The organism is Marinoscillum sp. (genome assembly GCF_965229915.1).
In the GTDB taxonomy this organism is placed as follows: Bacteria; Bacteroidota; Bacteroidia; order Cytophagales; family Cyclobacteriaceae; genus Marinoscillum.
The window spans coordinates 1,587,501-1,603,980 of the sequence record NZ_CBDDJZ010000001.1 but is presented as its reverse complement, the minus strand read 5'-3'; the positions used below and the strand labels follow the sequence as shown (position 1 = coordinate 1,603,980).

At 39.8% G+C, this 16,480-nt stretch carries 13 protein-coding genes and 1 tRNA gene (1 of these 14 running past the window's edge); 8 read left to right on the top strand and 6 right to left on the bottom strand.

The annotated features are described in order from the left end of the window. Window positions 1–5 precede the first annotated feature (5 nt). From ACO067_RS06940 to ACO067_RS06930, 3 genes are all read left to right on the top strand, one after another. Window positions 6–794, top strand: coding sequence for a Calx-beta domain-containing protein (locus ACO067_RS06940; RefSeq protein ID WP_421872347.1), 789 nt, complete (start codon window positions 6–8; stop codon window positions 792–794). A gap of 67 nt (window positions 795–861) precedes the next feature. Continuing rightward, on the top strand, window positions 862–4,224 hold the full coding sequence (locus tag ACO067_RS06935) for a S8 family serine peptidase (RefSeq protein ID WP_421872344.1): 3,363 nt from the start codon (window positions 862–864) through the stop codon (window positions 4,222–4,224). Beyond that, window positions 4,221–4,931 (top strand): hypothetical protein, encoded by a 711-nt coding sequence (locus ACO067_RS06930; RefSeq protein ID WP_421872341.1) that lies wholly within the window; start codon window positions 4,221–4,223, stop codon window positions 4,929–4,931. The genes ACO067_RS06935 and ACO067_RS06930 overlap by 4 nt, the downstream gene beginning before the upstream one ends. Before the next feature lie 26 nt (window positions 4,932–4,957). Here the strand turns inward: ACO067_RS06930 and ACO067_RS06925 are convergent, their stop codons facing one another. After that, on the bottom strand, window positions 4,958–7,366 hold the full coding sequence (locus ACO067_RS06925) for a TonB-dependent receptor (protein ID WP_421872339.1): 2,409 nt from the start codon (window positions 7,364–7,366) through the stop codon (window positions 4,958–4,960). 80 nt (window positions 7,367–7,446) lie between these two features. After that, window positions 7,447–8,337 (bottom strand): ADP-glyceromanno-heptose 6-epimerase, encoded by an 891-nt coding sequence (rfaD, locus tag ACO067_RS06920; RefSeq protein WP_421872336.1) that lies wholly within the window; start codon window positions 8,335–8,337, stop codon window positions 7,447–7,449. Window positions 8,338–8,420: 83 nt separating this feature from the next. Here rfaD and ACO067_RS06915 point away from each other — a divergent pair, with 83 nt between their 5' ends. Next, complete coding sequence (locus ACO067_RS06915) at window positions 8,421–8,840, top strand: 6-pyruvoyl trahydropterin synthase family protein (RefSeq protein WP_421872332.1); 420 nt, start codon at window positions 8,421–8,423, stop codon at window positions 8,838–8,840. Window positions 8,841–8,842: 2 nt separating this feature from the next. Continuing rightward, on the top strand, window positions 8,843–9,946 hold the full coding sequence (gene lpxB, locus ACO067_RS06910; protein ID WP_421872329.1) for a lipid-A-disaccharide synthase: 1,104 nt from the start codon (window positions 8,843–8,845) through the stop codon (window positions 9,944–9,946). Here the strand turns inward: lpxB and clpX are convergent. The 4 genes from clpX to ACO067_RS06890 all read right to left on the bottom strand — a co-directional run bounded on the left by clpX (window position 9,932) and on the right by ACO067_RS06890 (window position 13,420). After that, window positions 9,932–11,161, bottom strand: a complete 1,230-nt coding sequence (clpX, locus tag ACO067_RS06905; RefSeq protein WP_421872326.1) for an ATP-dependent Clp protease ATP-binding subunit ClpX — start codon at window positions 11,159–11,161, stop codon at window positions 9,932–9,934. The genes lpxB and clpX overlap by 15 nt on opposite strands. 1 nt (window position 11,162) lies before the next feature. Next, entirely contained in the window at window positions 11,163–11,837 is a 675-nt protein-coding gene (locus ACO067_RS06900; RefSeq protein ID WP_421872323.1) for a ClpP family protease, read from the bottom strand. A 91-nt stretch (window positions 11,838–11,928) separates the two neighbouring features. Next, complete coding sequence (gene tig / locus ACO067_RS06895) at window positions 11,929–13,251, bottom strand: trigger factor (RefSeq protein WP_421872320.1); 1,323 nt, start codon at window positions 13,249–13,251, stop codon at window positions 11,929–11,931. 87 nt (window positions 13,252–13,338) lie between these two features. After that, a tRNA-Leu gene (locus tag ACO067_RS06890) sits at window positions 13,339–13,420 on the bottom strand. Window positions 13,421–13,489: 69 nt separating this feature from the next. Between ACO067_RS06890 and ACO067_RS06885 the strand changes: the two genes are divergently transcribed. The 3 genes in view from ACO067_RS06885 to ACO067_RS06875 are tightly spaced (at most 46 nt apart) and all read left to right on the top strand, a layout consistent with a single transcriptional unit that may run on beyond the window. Beyond that, the gene (locus ACO067_RS06885; RefSeq protein WP_421872318.1) at window positions 13,490–15,691 is read left to right on the top strand and encodes a RelA/SpoT family protein; all 2,202 of its coding nucleotides are present in this window, start codon (window positions 13,490–13,492) and stop codon (window positions 15,689–15,691) included. 46 nt (window positions 15,692–15,737) lie between these two features. Beyond that, a complete protein-coding gene (locus ACO067_RS06880) occupies window positions 15,738–16,205 on the top strand; it encodes a Fur family transcriptional regulator (protein ID WP_421872315.1) in 468 nt (155 codons plus the stop codon). After that, a protein-coding gene (locus ACO067_RS06875; RefSeq protein ID WP_421872312.1) for an STAS domain-containing protein crosses the window boundary here: on the top strand, window positions 16,195–16,480 show its 5' portion. 53 nt of this gene lie beyond the right edge of the window; the window shows 286 of its 339 coding nt (coding positions 1–286); its start codon is at window positions 16,195–16,197; the stop codon falls past the right edge of the window. Before ACO067_RS06880 ends, ACO067_RS06875 begins: the two co-directional genes overlap by 11 nt.

Sequence of the window (16,480 nt, the reverse complement as noted above, 5' to 3'; positions counted from 1 at the left end):
TAATTATGAAACATATAACTAAAATATTAAGTCCATTGGTTCTCTTAGTATTCCTTACAGGATGTTTTGATGATCCAGGGACCGATACTTTGCTTACCGATGAGTTCGTGTCATTCAACGTAACGAGCCTGCAGATCGGTGAGGCAGATGGAAATGGAAGTATCGTTGTAGATATTTCGCAAGCACAATCAAGTGAAGTCACTGTTTCATTTGATATGGAAACATCCAATGCAGTAGAAGGAGTGGATTTTTCACTTTCTGCAACTTCTGTGACTATTCCAGCTGGAGAATACAGTGCATCTATTCCTTTCACAGTTGTTGATAACAATGCGTTCGAGCCTCAAGCAAGAACTTTCACATTGACATTAACTGATGCTAGTGGTGGAGTACGAGTTACTGCAAATACTAGCGTTACCGTAGGTATTTTGAATGACGATTGTCCTTCTAATACTTCAGTATGGTATGGTGATGTTTCTGTAGAAGATGTTGGATATGGTTCTAACCTTGGTACTGGAAGAGCAAACGACAGTGGTGATTGCGACATACTAGTTGTTTTTGGAGACTACGTTGGAGCAAGTGCTGATGTGGTATGGGAGTTTACTCCAAGTGCACCCGGTGCTACCAGTGGTACTGTTATCGCCGCAAAACAATCATATGATTGTTGTACAGCTAACTATGAATACGAAGCTGCGGGAACTTATGATGAGGCAACTGGCGTTATCACTGCGGATTATTTGTTCTATCAAGATGGAACGGTAATCTTCCCAGGAACTACAGTAATCACGGCCAATTAATTGGTAAAATATATTAATTAAAATAAGGCCATGCTTCTTTGGAGCATGGCCTTTATTACTTACAGCTATGAGTACGCTATTAAGATTTGGAGTTTATACTTGCATGGCATGGATGCTTGTCGGATTATTGTCTGCTCAAGAATTCAATAAAGCTAAGTTGGTAGAAATTGCTGAGGAGCAAGAATTGCTGGCAAAGGAAAGGCAGGGTCGAATCAAGGATTACCTATTAACGCATCCCAATGAGAAATCCATCTACTATGACGGTGAATTTACCTACGCCATCCATGATATAGTCAACGGCAACCCTCGATTTATAGGTTTGCACAATGATCAGGCAAGAAAAACAACGGGAGTTGAATTTGTACAACAGGACACGGGTTTAGGTCTCCCTTTGAGAGGTCAGAATATGATCATAGGAGTTTGGGATGGGGGCTTGGTTTTAAACTCTCATCAGGAATTTGCGGGCGGAAGAATTAAAAACAAACAAGGAGATAGTTATAGCACACACGCGACACATGTAAGTGGTACAATTGGTGCTGGTGGGGTAGTATCTCAGGCTAGAGGAATGTTACCTGAGACCACCATTCATTCTTACTATGCATTTAGCAATGATCTAGGGCCGATGGCCACTGAAGCTGGCGATGGATTAATCCTGTCTAATCATTCTTATGGATACATCTTAGGATGGAATTATAATTCATCAACATCAAGTTGGGCATGGTACGGTGATGAATCAGAAACTGACACTAGGTTTGGTGCCTATACTGGAGATAGCAAAGCCATTGATGAAATAGCTTATAATGCTCCAAAATATACTATTGTTTGGTCCGCTGGAAATGATCGATCAGATGCTGGAGATGGATCTAGACCTGCTGATGGCCCTTATGGTATAATTGGGCCTAAGGCAGTAAGCAAAAACATAATTACAGTAGGAGCTATTACTGGTTTCGATGAATTTGTATCTTCTGAATCCGCTGTGATGAGTTCATTCAGTAGTTGGGGGCCAACAAAAGATGGTAGGATAAAACCAGACTTAGTTGCCGATGGAGTTGGTGTATATTCAACATCAGCAGCTGGTGATGATCAATATACAACCTTACAGGGAACCTCAATGTCTGCTCCCAATGTAACAGGGAGCCTTGGGGTTATTCAACAGTATGCCTTTGATTATGGTAACGGTGATTACCTCACTTCTGCGGAATTGAAAGCGTTGGCCATACATACTGCGAGGGATGTTGGAGCCGCGCCCGGTCCAGATTATAGATTTGGCTGGGGAGTACTGAATGTGGCTGATGCAATAGATGTAATGGCTCATGAAAATGATAAAGACACGGTTTTTGTGTATAACGAATTAAAGAATGGTGAAACCCATACCTTCAGTTTGTTTTCAAATGGGGAAGAACCAATAAGAGCAACACTGGTGTGGACAGATCCCTCTGGTGAGGTAATAGGAAATAATTCTGTTTTGCCCAATCTTGTAAATGATCTTGATTGTAGGATTTTTGATGAAGAAGGGAATACCGAATTGCCTTGGGTTCTCAAGAAAGAAGAGCCATTTAAGTCTGCGACCAAGGGAGATAATGTCGTGGATAATGTGGAACAGGTAGAACTTAAGAACCCACAAGCTCGAAAATATACTATAACAGTTTCACACAAAGGGCTGTTATCAAGTCAAAAATATGCTTTAGTAATAACTGGAGGACAGTTTAGAGGTGATCTGAATAATGTAATATATTGGGTAGGTGCTTCGAATAACGTTATCAATAATCCAGGAAACTGGTCTTCAAATACAGGAGGGCAAACCAATTCTGAAACAACTTTAGAGTCACCCAGCTTGATTTTTGATAAAAACGGCCTATCGGCCCCTACAACTGTTACTCTTGATGAGAATTTAGAAATCGAAAATTTATTTCTGTATGCAGATAACGATTTAACTATCGATTTATCAGGAAATGAATTAGTGGTTAGAGGACAGATTTCAATGGAGACACGAGGGCTCACATTTAAAAATGGCACATTGACTTTGATGCCTACTCAGGATCAGCCTATAGATTTAGGGTTTGACTGGACTGCCAGTACTAATCTAAATATTGTATCGTCAAATACTCATACTATTACTTCGAATGTAAACGGGGATCAACTAACACTTGTCAGTGGTGAATTTGCATTCATTAATAGACAAATAGTTTTAAATGAATTCTCGATTGGTGAAGAATGCTCTGTAGTCCTTGAAGAGAATGACATTACGATCAATTCGAATTTTACTTCTACTTCGGATAATCTAGAGTCTAAATCAAACACCTGGATATTAGAGGAACAAAGTCAGTTTCAGGTTGAAGATTCTCTTCAAACGTCCGATTATTTCGTAATTGATGGAATTTCGGAACTAACTGGACGAATTACTATGGTCAAGGCAGAAGTGAATGCGGAATGCCAAATGAATGGATTCCTTTTAGTGGATACCCTTGATATTAAAGGCACATTGAGTATTGCTGAAGGCGATACACTGCAGATAGCGCATGTTTTGAATTTATCTCCTGGGGCGACCATGAGCGGAGCTAGCGCTGAGAATAAGTCCTTCATCCAATTTCTAAATAGAAAGAAACGATGCTACGAGTCTTTAAATATCGAGAATCTGGTAGTACTGACTGATGGGGTTTTTAATGTTGGAACGAAGAGTACTGTTGTTTCTAGTGAAAATGTACTTGAATTAAACTGTGTGGATTTATTGTTTCCGGACTTTGAAACGAGTGAATTTTGCGCCAATTCAGTGATTCAACTAGTGGATTTATCAGATGGAGTGGTGGATTCTTATTCTTGGGATTTTGGGAATGATCTTTCGTTTGGAGCTACACAACCTGAGCCAATAACCTGGTATTCTGAGCCAGGGTTCTACGAAATAACGTTAACTATTGAAAATGAAAATCAAAAAGAATCCTTTACAAAGTTGGTAGAAATTGTTGACAATAGACTGGAGTCGTTCGAGCTGATTCAAACGAAGGAAGGATTAGTTGCTTCATTGTTAAAAGACAAATATCAATGGTTTGAGGATGGCATAGTAATTGATGGAGAAGAAGGTAGAATTTTGTCAGATCTGCATAATGGAAAGACATACATCGCTGCTTATTTGGTCGATGATAGTGAATCGTGTTCCAGTAGGATCTCAGATGCAGTGGAATATGTTCTAAGCACAGAAGGAGCGGGTGTCAATTTATACCCGGTTCCTGCCCAGGGCGCATTAAATGTAAAGGGAGTTCAGCCCAACGATGTGATTGAAATATGGTCTCTTGCCGGCAAAATAGTAACGAAATCAACCGTATATAACACTATAAAGCAAATCGACATAGCTCATTTGAAAAATGGCGTATACATTTTTAATATTTACAGAAACGAACAATTAGTAGAAAGTAAACGATTTATTAAACAATGAATAGAAAGAGAAATTATTTGACGATTGGATTACTTGTAGTCTTCAGTGTGTTAACAATAAATGCATATAGTCAAATTGCAAATGTGAACCAGGTGGGTGGACAACCCATCATGATGAAGAAATATGAGAAAGTAGAGGGGAGTCCTTATATAGGTTCTGGCAAGTGGTTTCCTGGAAAGTTTTTTGTTCGAGATGGTAATACCATCAATGGTGTGATGGTTCGTTACAATGCTTATGATGATAACCTTGAGTTTCAAAGAGAGGGTAAAAGTCCGCTGATAATAGATTCAAAAATCCTAGATGGGTTTGAATTTGGTATGATACCTGAAGGCTCTGATAAGACAGTCAGTTACAACTTCAAAAAAGGTGATTTGATAGGTTCTAATGATCTAAAAGCTGATGGTTTTTACAGGATTATTTATGAAGGTGAGTTTAAAATTTACCAAAAATTAAAAGTGAATCAAATCTCGGTTACACCACCAGATTATGGTCAAAGCGCATATGATAAATTTGTACAATCAGAAGATTATTTCTTTATCGATGGAGACGGAAACCTAGATGACTTCAAGTTGAACAGAGGTAATTTTTATAGCAAGTTTCAAGCTAAAAAGAAGGATATTAAGGCTTACTTGAAGAAGAAATCAGTTGATTTTGATGACGCCACAGATGTGGCACAACTAAGTGCTTACATTGAGTCTTTGCTATAGTAAAAAAATAAAGTGAGGTAACTATGTTACCTCACTTTAAATTTCTTCACTCCATAAACAGGATAACCATTCTGAGTCATTCCTTCTACAATGACAGTAATATTCATTGGTTCGTCAGTTGTATAAAAACTGGCAGATGTTTCTCCATCTTCGGTTGTCTCCAAATCTGGATTCCAATAGACTGTTGAGCGATAATCAGGCTTAACATGGCGTTCATCTTTTACGCTATAATCAGGAGAATAAAACTCCTTGTATTCTTGATACCCATCTAATTTTACTACTTTGATATCCTCTGAGTAACTGTTGATGACAGAAAGCCCTTCACCAGTTTTGGTGAAAAATGCCAAAGCACCATTCGCTCCTCTTGCGCCAAAAATAGCGGCACTTGCGCCTTTGTACACCTCTACACTCCTGATTTGATTAGGAGGTACACTATTCAATAAGTCCAGTGAGACTTCCACATTGTCTAATAAGATGATGGGTGTAGTACTTGAGTTGATTGATCCTTGTCCTCTAATTTGTACAGACCAGTTGATACCAGAGCCAGTAATTTGAACTCCAGAAACTCTGTTTCGTAAGAGCTCAAGTGGATGGTTATAGGTGGAGGAGCTTGCCATCTCCGCAGTAGACAGGGTGTAGTCACCTTTACCGTAGATGTTATTAACCTTCTCCTCTTCTTTTACCGCTTCACCTGTGATTTCAATCCCCTCCAACATTACCAGATCTTCTTCAAAGTCAAAGGCAGCATCTACTTGTTGTCTTTTCAAACTCTTTGCTATGAAATCATCTTGCTGTTCGTCATTCTGTTCTGGGAGAAATGATCGTACCGGTTGTTGGTAATCGGGTTTTGTGATAACAGTATCGGGGATGAGTTTGACAGTGTTTTTACCGGATTTATTCTTAGCATCGAGTACAATGTACTTCTCACCGTGAAAATAAAGGTCATTGATAGCATATTGCCCTTCATCTCCAGATTCTACCTGGCCAATCGTTAGTTCCTCTTGCTGTACAGTATAGACTATGGTTGCATCCTTGGCAGGTTTACTACTAAGAGCTTTTTCCACCCTTCCGGTAGTATAAAGTCCTTGTTCTATCGGGTATGTTCTATTAAATGTATCATTTAAAATCTCATCCCATTTAAATCGTGTCCAGCCGTGGATCATCATCAATAGGTCCTGATTTTTCCATCTACTGTCGTTATTCTTATTTATATACTTTCTTGGATTATTGATCAGTCCTGGTAGATCACCTGATAAATACATATAAGATACAATGTTGTCTTCATTGGGATCTAAGTCCACCTCCCAATCGTTGGTGGCAGATAGTGACAGGTAACTTTTTGCAGGAGCTCCATCAGCGAACATTGAGGTGATTGATAGCTCTACCAACTCCCTTTTACTAAGGGAGGAGTCTTTCAACTGAATATTAACTTTTAAAGATTCTTCAGGTTCAATGAAGAATAGCCTTTCAATGAGTGGAACACCAGATTCATTGAAAATAGTTATAGTATTAACACCTGGAGGGAAATTCTCTTTCGAAATAGACGCACCAGCTACGTTGTTCTGTAGAGGCAAAACGGTTGCCGCCGTAGGTAAACCTCTACAATGAGCTACTAGCGTTAGGTTGTTGACTTGAGAGTCATTGTTTTGAATTTGAATTCTAATGTTATCAAAAGTGGGAATATTTAGAAGGGACAGAACCTGACCTTTTTCGGCTGCAGCAGGTAGTTTGAATTTGGAGTCACCAGAGTTTAACCAATAGGACTCTCCACTTGTAGGTTTTAGATTGAATAGTCCCATACCCTCATTGTCAGAGGTAACTTTCCCTAACTCATTTCCATTGGAGTCAGTTATTGTAAACTCTCCTTGTCTTGGATACCCATTTTGGTCAAAAACTTGAAAGGCAACACGAGATTGGATTGAATTGACGAGATTTCCACCTTCTGGGTAGAAATTTGCTTTCACTATTTGAGTGTCCAGCTTCACCAATTCATCTTGAGATTGGAAGACATTGTAGATTGCTATTTCTTTTTGATAGAAATATTGCTTTCCAAAATTTCTCATCCAGTTGGTGTAGCCTCTTAGCAAATAAATGCCCGTTTGAAGGTCCCTGTTTAAATCTATTTGTGCTACTCCGATTCCACTTTTAGATTCCACTTTGATCTCTTGAATAACAGCCCCATCTCTATCTGTCAGTTCGAGATATATGACTCTACTAAGTGGACTAAGTTGATTGAAGAATCCAGACATTAAATAAGTCTTCATCCAAATAGTTTCTCCACTGACATAACTTGATTTATTGAAGTCTATGTAGAGTTTTTCCGGAGGATTGACTTCATGAAAATCTTGAATTTTTTTAGCAATTTCACTTGGTTCTACTTGACTAAAAGCAGTGTACAGAGAAATCACCGCAAAGAGGTAAAGAGTAATTCGCATATTGTTAGTTAGTACTTGACGGTAATTAAAACGCAATAATAATTGAGAATATTGAAAGGACCAGAATAAAAAGACCTTCCTTATGATATAGATGGGTATAATTGAGTCATCTCCGCCTCAGTAAAGTACTGATAAGCATCTTTGAGATGTTCTGGCATGTCAATGTACTCTATAGACACTGGCTTGTTGAGTGACTCAAATACCTGGCGCACCATTTCATTGAACGATCGGGCTTTGCCAGTGCCCAGGTTATAGATGCCAGGGTTCTTTCGATGATGCATAAGCTTGATCAAAGTATCAGTGACTTCATCCACATGGATGAAGTCACGTTTTTGTTCTCCATGAGCATAGTCTGGATGGTGAGATTTGAATAGTCGTACCTTGCCTGTAGATTCTATTTGTATGAATGCCTGGTGAATCATTGACGCCATCTTGCCTTTGTGCTCTTCATTAGGTCCATACACGTTAAAGAATTTCAAGCCACTCCAGTAAAAAGGTTGATTTTCCTGAGTTATAGCCCACAAATCAAACTCATGCTTGGACTGAGCATAGGCATTTAATGGCTTAAGCCTAGGTAACAAATCCTTGTCATCACTGAATCCAAGTGAACCATCTCCATAAGTAGCTGCTGAACTCGCATAGATCAGGGGTATTTGTTCTTCCGTGCACAACTCCCAAACTCGCTTGGTATATTCGGTATTTAGTTCACGAAGAAGATCCATGTTTTGCTCCAAGGTATCTGTCCTTGCTCCTAGATGAAATATAAATTCTATAGCCTCCGCATTATCTCTCGCCCAGGCGATGAAACTATCTCTGTCGATAGTAGCCAAAACCTTCGCCTTACTTAAGTTTGAATTCTTATCGGGGTTATCAAATTTATCTACAGCGACAATATGGTGAAAGTTGTGTTGATTTAGTTTCAAGATGAGATTACTCCCAATAAATCCCGCTGCGCCTGTGACTATTATCATACGTCAAAATTAGTCTTTTGAAAAAAAGGCATCATGGGTATGCATCAATTTCCTTTTATCTTTGTGCCACAATTTACAGAAGTATGATTTACGTAAGTAGGAAGGAGCATTTCAATGCGGCTCACAAGCTTTATAATCCGGCTTGGAGTAAGGAAAAGAACGTGGAGGTATTTGGTCCATGTGCCAACGAAAACTGGCATGGTCATAATTTCGAATTGATTGTAACTGTCAAGGGTACTCCAGACCCGGACACTGGATTTGTGGTGGATCTAAAGAAATTGAGTACTCTCATAAGAAATGAGATCATCGAAAAAGTAGATCATAAAAATCTCAATCTGGATGTAGACTTCATGACGGACAAGCTGGCGAGCTGTGAAACGTTAATTATAGAGTTTTGGCGAATACTCAAGCCCGGTGTGGAGGAGATTGCCAAATATGGTGAGTTGCATCAACTCAAACTTTACGAAACACCAAGAAACTACGTAGAGTACTTTGGGGAATAGCAATGAAATACTTTATCCTCGTCGGTGAGCGCTCTGGAGACCTTCATGGGGCCAGTTTAATTAACGAGATCAAAGCGATTGATCAAGACGCTAAGTTTTTTGCTTGGGGAGGATCATATATCAGACAAACAGGAGCTGAAGTCTTAGCAGATTACAGCTCTATTAATTTCATTGGATTTTCAGAAGTATTAGTTAACCTGTCTCGACTTTTAGGTCGGCTCAAGGAGTGTAAGCGTCATATCCAGGAGATTAGGCCGGACTGTTTGATCTTGATCGACTCGCCTGGTTTCAATATGCGTATCGCCAAATACGCTCAGAAAATAGGAATAAGAACTGTTTATTACATTTCACCCAAAATATGGGCATGGAATAAGGCTCGCGTCAAACTGATCAAAAAGGTGGTAGATAGGATGCTGGTTATTCTACCATTTGAAAAAAACTTCTACCAGGAACACTCACTGGAAGTGGATTATGTAGGAAATCCAGTGCTGGATGCTATTAATAACTATCAAGCCGATCAACAGTTCAAAGCCCAGTTTGAAAATAAAAAAGTAATAGCTGTACTTCCTGGTAGCAGACCCTCTGAAGTGAAAAACTCCATAGAGGTCATTGAGCGACTGGTAGTGGTATTTGAAGAATATACCTTTCTAGTCTCGGCAGTAGACAATCTGGATCAAGAGTTGTATAAGTCTCTCATCAGATATGAAAATGTGCATGTGGTTTCTGGTAAGGTCTATGATGTATTGAGTGTAGCAGATGCCGCGGTAGTCACATCCGGAACGGCTACCTTAGAAACTGCCCTTCTTGGAGTGCCACAGGTGGTTGTTTATCGAACCAGCTTACTCACCTATCTAGCAGCAAAATTGTTACTGAAGATTCCGTTTATATCATTAGTCAATCTACTGTTGGGAAGAAAGGTAGTAGCAGAGTTGATACAGGGAGAATACGACTCTGCCAATGTGGTTGCTGAACTAGAAACTCTTCTCACTGATGAGCAGGCCAAAAAAAGAATCTCCGAAGGTTATTCGGAGATTCGTAAAATATTGGGTCAGAAAAGTGCCTCAAAAAATGCAGCTAAAATCATAGTAGACTTAAGCCGCTCGTAGCTTGTTGAATTTTGATTTTTCAAACTTCTCTGCAGCATAATCTTTAGTGATTTCCATGTCTTTTACATCCTTACTAGAAGGTATCTCAAACATCGCATCAGTAATTATGGCCTCACATATGGATCTCAATCCACGTGCACCTAACTTAAACTCCATGGCTTTGTCTACAATGTAATCAAGCGCGTCAGACTTAAAGGTCAATTTCACCTCTTCCATATCAAATAGCTTCTCATATTGTTTGATCAGCGCATTTTTTGGTTCGGTCAGTATTCGCTTCAGTGCGTCACTGTTCAATGGGTCTAAGTGGGTCAGTACAGGCAGACGACCAATTAGCTCAGGAATCAGGCCAAAGCTTTTTAGATCTTGTGCCGTGATGTACTGGAGTAGGTTTTCTTTGTCAATTTGACTCATGTCAAAATCTTCCTTACTCGCAAAACCAATTGGCCGTGTGTTCAGTCGATTGGCTATATGTCGCTCTATTCCATCAAATGCTCCACCACAGATGAATAGGATGTTTTCTGTGTTTACGGTAATCATTTTTTGATCCGGGTGCTTCCTTCCACCTTGCGGTGGCACATTGACAGAAGTACCTTCTAGCAACTTAAGCAGTGCCTGTTGTACACCCTCACCACTCACATCTCGTGTGATGGACGGGTTATCAGACTTGCGGGCAATCTTATCAATCTCATCGATGTAAACGATCCCTCGTTCAGCAGCCTCCACTTCGTAGTTGGCTGCCTGGAGTAATCTTGTCAAAATACTTTCTACATCTTCTCCCACATAACCTGCCTCGGTCAATACCGTCGCATCAGCAATGCAGAAAGGCACTTGAAGAATCTTGGCCAAAGTCCTTGCGAGATAGGTTTTACCTGTTCCCGTTTGACCTACCATCACAATATTCGATTTCTCAATCACCACATCGTCCTTGCTTTCGGTCTGCATGAGTCTCTTGTAGTGATTATATACAGCAACAGATATGTAGCGTTTAGCCTCATCCTGACCGATTACAAATTCATCAAGATGCGATTTCATATCCGCAGGCTTGATGAGGTTGAATTTCGGACTCTCTGTTGTGTTTTTTGTCTTTAGCTCCTCGTTGAGAATTTGCTGCGCCTGTGAAATACACTTATCACAAATGTGCGCGTGAATCCCCGAGATCATCAGATCTACATCCTTCTTATTCCTCCCACAGAAGCTACACGTTACCTGTGCCATTTTACTTTTTATTTCGTTCCAATACTTCGTCTATCAGGCCATATTCCTTGGCCTCCGAAGCTCTCATCCAGTAATCTCTGTCTGAGTCTTGTTCTATTTGTTCGTATGATTTTCCAGTATGGTTGGCCAATATCGTATAAAGATCTTTTCTCAGCTCTTGCATTTGCTTTAGAGTGATCTCCATATCTCGAGACTGTCCTTGCATACCACCACTTGGCTGGTGAATCATGATTCTCGAGTGTGGTAGAGCAGATCGCTTACCATCAGCACCTCCTGCCATGAGTACCGCTCCCATTGAAGCCGCCATACCTGTACAGATAGTACACACATCAGGGCTTACTAGCTGCATGGTGTCATACATACCTAGTCCAGCATAAACGGAGCCACCAGGGCTGTTGATGTAGAGTAGGATGTCTTTTTTGGAATCAACAGACTCCAGGAATAAAAGCTGAGCAGTGATGATATTGGCAATATTCTCCTCCACTTGCATGCCGAGGAAAATAATTCTATCCATGATAAGTCTGGAGAAAACATCAATTTCAGCAAACCGGGTAGGTCTCTCCTCGATTACTGATCGGGTCATGTTTTCTACGGTATTTGTATAGGAATCAAATGTTAAACCATTGATTCCTTGGCCTTTTACGGCAAATTTTCGGAATTCTTCTTTATCGATCATGTGTTCAATTTAGCTTAACTAGGCAAAAATAAAAAAAGTCCTTATGCACTAAGGACTCTTAATAAACTCGTTTCGGTTGGACTAAGTTTCCTTAAAGTTTACGGAATTCATCCATAGTTACCTTTTTCTCTTTCACAGAGATATTGTCTTTGATATAATCGAAGACTTTTTTGTTCTGAACTTGGTTGTACACTTTCATGTAGTTGTCACCATTTTCAGCTTGTAGGTAATTCTGTGCAAACATGTCTAGCTTGTCTTCCATCTGTCCCATGAGACCAGCTTGTCCAAATTGCTGTTTGATCAATTCTTTGGCCTCATTGACAACTTCGTCATTTTCTACTTTGAATTCTTGCTCTTTTACTATTTTGTTACGGATCAATGACCACTTTAACTCATTAGCATAAGTCGTGTATTCATCCTTCAAAATCTCTGGAGTAATCTGATCATTGGTTTTTACCAACCAATCCTTCAAGAATTCATCAGGGATATTAATTTTTGCTTTTTCGATAAGCTTTTCTCTCAGTTGGTACTCAAAGTAACGCTCCTCTTCGTTTTTAAAGTTTCCTTCTACAGACTCGGCTACTTTTGCTCTGAATTCTTTCTCATCTTTCACAGCACCTTCACCGAAAGTTTTATCAAACAACTCCTGATTGACCTCAGCAAGTTTTTGTCTGGAGATTCCCTTTACTGTAAAGGTTAGCTTTCCTTTTAGACTGTCAAACTCCTCATGAGAGATATCAAGCTGATGGTGTAGTTTGTGACTGTCAGTGTAAAGCTTCTTTGGATCGATCTCCACATCTTCTTCGATCTTCACACCTGTTAACTTCTTGGTGGCTGCCTTTTCAGTGTCTTTCAGGTCAATGCTGATTTCTTTATCAATCTCGCCATCTTTGGATCGGATAGGGCCATAGATAATGTCATCATTTTCAGACACCTCAGCCGTTTCGGTATCACCAAACTGTCGTTGAAGATTCTCCACTGTTTCGTCAATCACCTTATCATCAATCTTGATTGAATGCTTATCGATCTTGAACTTATTGTCGACTGGTAGAGTGAAGTCCTCTGCAAATCCAACATTATATGAAAATTCAAAATCCTTTTGTGTGTCAAAATCGATAGACTCGAAATCCTCTTCTCTAGGCATAGGCTCACCTAAGAACAGTAAGTCACTTTCTCTCAAGTAGGAATTAAGCTTGTCAGATACCAGCTTATTGATTTCTTCCACCTTGATGGACTTACCATACATTTGTTTGATTAACCCCGTGGGCACCTTTCCAGGACGAAACCCTTTGAGATTAGCCTTCTTGCTATAATCTCTGATCTTTTCGTTTACTCCTGGTTGGTAATCATCTTCGTTTAATTTAACTTTAATTAAACCAGTGGTCTTGTCGATTTTGTCAAGTGTGATTTCCAATTTGGTAAGTATTAATGTTTATAAAATAAAAACCCTCTTTCAAATCTCGATTGTTTTCAAGAATAGGAAGAGGGTTGTTTTATTGAGTGCGGATGGAGGGACTCGAACCCCCATGCCTCGCGGCGCTAGATCCTAAGTCTAGTGCGTCTACCAATTTCGCCACATCCGCTGGTGAAATGGAGTGCAAAGATATATAAAAGATTAATTTTGCAAAGGGTGTTGAAAAAAATTTTAATGAATGATTGAGGTTGATTTAGAAGAAGAGAAAAAGGAGATCATAAGAAGGTATCGGAAGCTTCTCAGGCATGCCAAGCCAATCCTCAAAGACGGAGATGCCAAGGTCATCAAAAAAGCATTTTACATGTCCATGGATGCGCATAAAGACATGCGTAGAAAATCTGGAGAACCGTATATCTTTCATCCTTTAGAAGTAGCTCAAATATGTGTCAGTGAAATTGGACTTGGCACTACCTCCATCGTTTCAGCGCTGTTACACGACGTTGTGGAAGATACTGAAGTCTCACTTGGTGATATTGAGAAAGGCTATGGAGTCAAGGTTCGGAAAATTATTGATGGACTTACCAAAATCTCCGGGGTATTTGAACAGGGGAGCTCTCAACAAGCCGAGAACTTCAGAAAGATGCTCCTTACCCTATCCGAAGACGTCAGGGTCATTCTGATCAAACTGGCAGATCGACTGCACAACATGCGCACACTCGGTAGCATGCCGAGAGACAAGCAACTAAAAATAGCTAACGAAACAATCTATTTATATGCACCACTAGCTCACCGCCTAGGTCTTTATGCAATCAAGTCGGAGTTGGAAGATCTTTACCTGAAGTATACGGATCAGGAAGCCTACAGTCATATTGCCAATAAGATCAATGCCACAAAGGACGCTCGTAATAAATTCATTCGAAATTTCATTAAGCCAATTAAGGAAGAGCTGAATTCTCAGAGCTTCAATTATGAGATTAAAGGTCGTCCCAAATCTATACATAGCATTAACAATAAGATGCGAAAGCAGAATGTGCCCTTCGAAGAAGTGTATGATCTATTTGCCATTCGAATCATCATAGACACTGAAGTAGAAAATGAAAAAGCGGCATGTTGGCAGGTGTATTCTATAGTGACGGACTATTATCAACCCAATCCAGACCGGTTGAGGGACTGGATCAATATCCCAAAAGCGAATGGATATGAATCTCTTCATACCACTGTCATGAGCGGAAAGGGTCAATGGGTAGAGGTCCAGATCAGAACCCGACGAATGGATGAGATAGCAGAGAAAGGATATGCGGCACATTGGAAATATAAAGAGAGTAAGAATCCAGACGCTGATAAGGGATTGGAAATGTGGATAGGTAAAGTCCGAGAAATACTAGAACAAAACGACGCTTCAGCAATCGAGTTTGTGGATGATTTTAGGTCCAACCTTTTTCAAGAAGAAGTATTTGCCTTCACTCCCAAAGGTGACCTCATTACATTGCCCAATGGTGCCACAGCTCTAGACTTTGCATTCGATATCCACACTGAAGTAGGAGCGAGGTGCCTTGGTGCTAAAGTCAACCAGAAGTTAGTCCCACTTAACTATGTGCTGAAAAATGGAGACCAAATTGAGATTCTGACATCAAAGAAACAACGACCAAATGAAGACTGGCTCAAATATGTAGTCAGCTCAAAAGCTAAGTCAAGCATCAAAGAATCACTGAAAGAGGAGAAAAAACAATATGCTGCCGAAGGAAGAGAAGTTGTTCAACGCAAATTGAAACAGCTGAAAGTTCCTTTTAACCAGGAGACCCTTGAGCAGCTGACAGCACATTTCGAAGTAAAGACCCCTACCGATCTATTCTATCTCATAGGTAAGGGCAAAATTGATCATTCGTTAATTAAGAAATTCAACGAGAAAAAAGAGAAAGAACCTAAATATCGCCGGGTATCAGACCCCAAGGCGATGCAGTCTCAGATTAAGAAGGTTCGTGAAAAAGACTATGACCTTCTGTTAATAGGAGAGGACATGGATGTAGTGGATTATAAGTTTGCCAAATGCTGCAACCCCATTCCTGGAGATGATGTGTTTGGTTTCGTTACTGTAAATGATGGGATCAAGATCCATAGAACGACTTGTCCAAACGCTGCAGAGCTTTTATCTAATTATGGATACAGAGTCGTTAAGGCTAAATGGACCTCAAGTCAGGACAATACATTCCTTGCAGGTCTCCATATAATTGGAACTGATAGAATTGGTTTGATAAACGATGTTTCTAGTATTATCTCAGGGGAATTGAAAGTGAACATGAGGTCTATCACCATAAATACAGAGGGAGGAATTTTTGAAGGAGAAATCCAATTATATGTCAGTGATACCCAACACGTCGATCAATTGATTAAAAATCTTGAGCGTGTGCAGGGTGTCGTTTCTGTAACTCGTGATAGCTGATTGATTTTTCATCATCTCATCTATATTTGTATAAAATTTGTGACAAGTGGTCGTATTTGAGGAAGTTAAGAGGATATTTACTGAGTATTTAGAGGAGAAGGGCTTACGAAAAACTCCAGAACGATACGCAATCCTTGAAGAAATATATTCACGTAATGGGCATTTTGATGTAGAGTCGCTCTACATTAGCATGAAAGAAAAGAACTATAGGGTAAGCAGGGCTACGGTCTATAACACCCTGGATCTTTTGGTAGAATGTGATTTGGTGACCAAACATCAGTTCGGTAAAAACCTCGCTCAATATGAGAAGTCCTATGGTTACCGGCAACATGATCATCTAATATGCACTGATTGCAACAAAGTGATGGAGTTCTGTGACCCAAGGATTCAAAACATTCAAAATACCGTTGGTCAACTTTTGCAGTTCGATGTGGTTCAACATTCGTTGATTCTTCATGCCAACTGTAAGAGAGAAGACTGTGAAAACAAAAGAAATAGTAAGAATGAATTATAAGCACACACTGGCAGGTGATCAGCTAAAACTTACTTTTAGTGGGGATCTTATCGGGGAAAACAATGGCCCTGAATTAGTGGAACTTGTTAACAATACCTTGAGTAAAGGTGCTAAATACTGTCTCATTGATATCGAGGACATTCGTTACATTAACAGTAGTGGGATAGGTGTGCTGATAACCATACTGACAAAATTCAGAAATAAAGGAGGAGAACTCTTTTTAATCAAACCTTCAGAGCACGTGAAGAAATTGTTGATCATCACCAAGCTTCAGG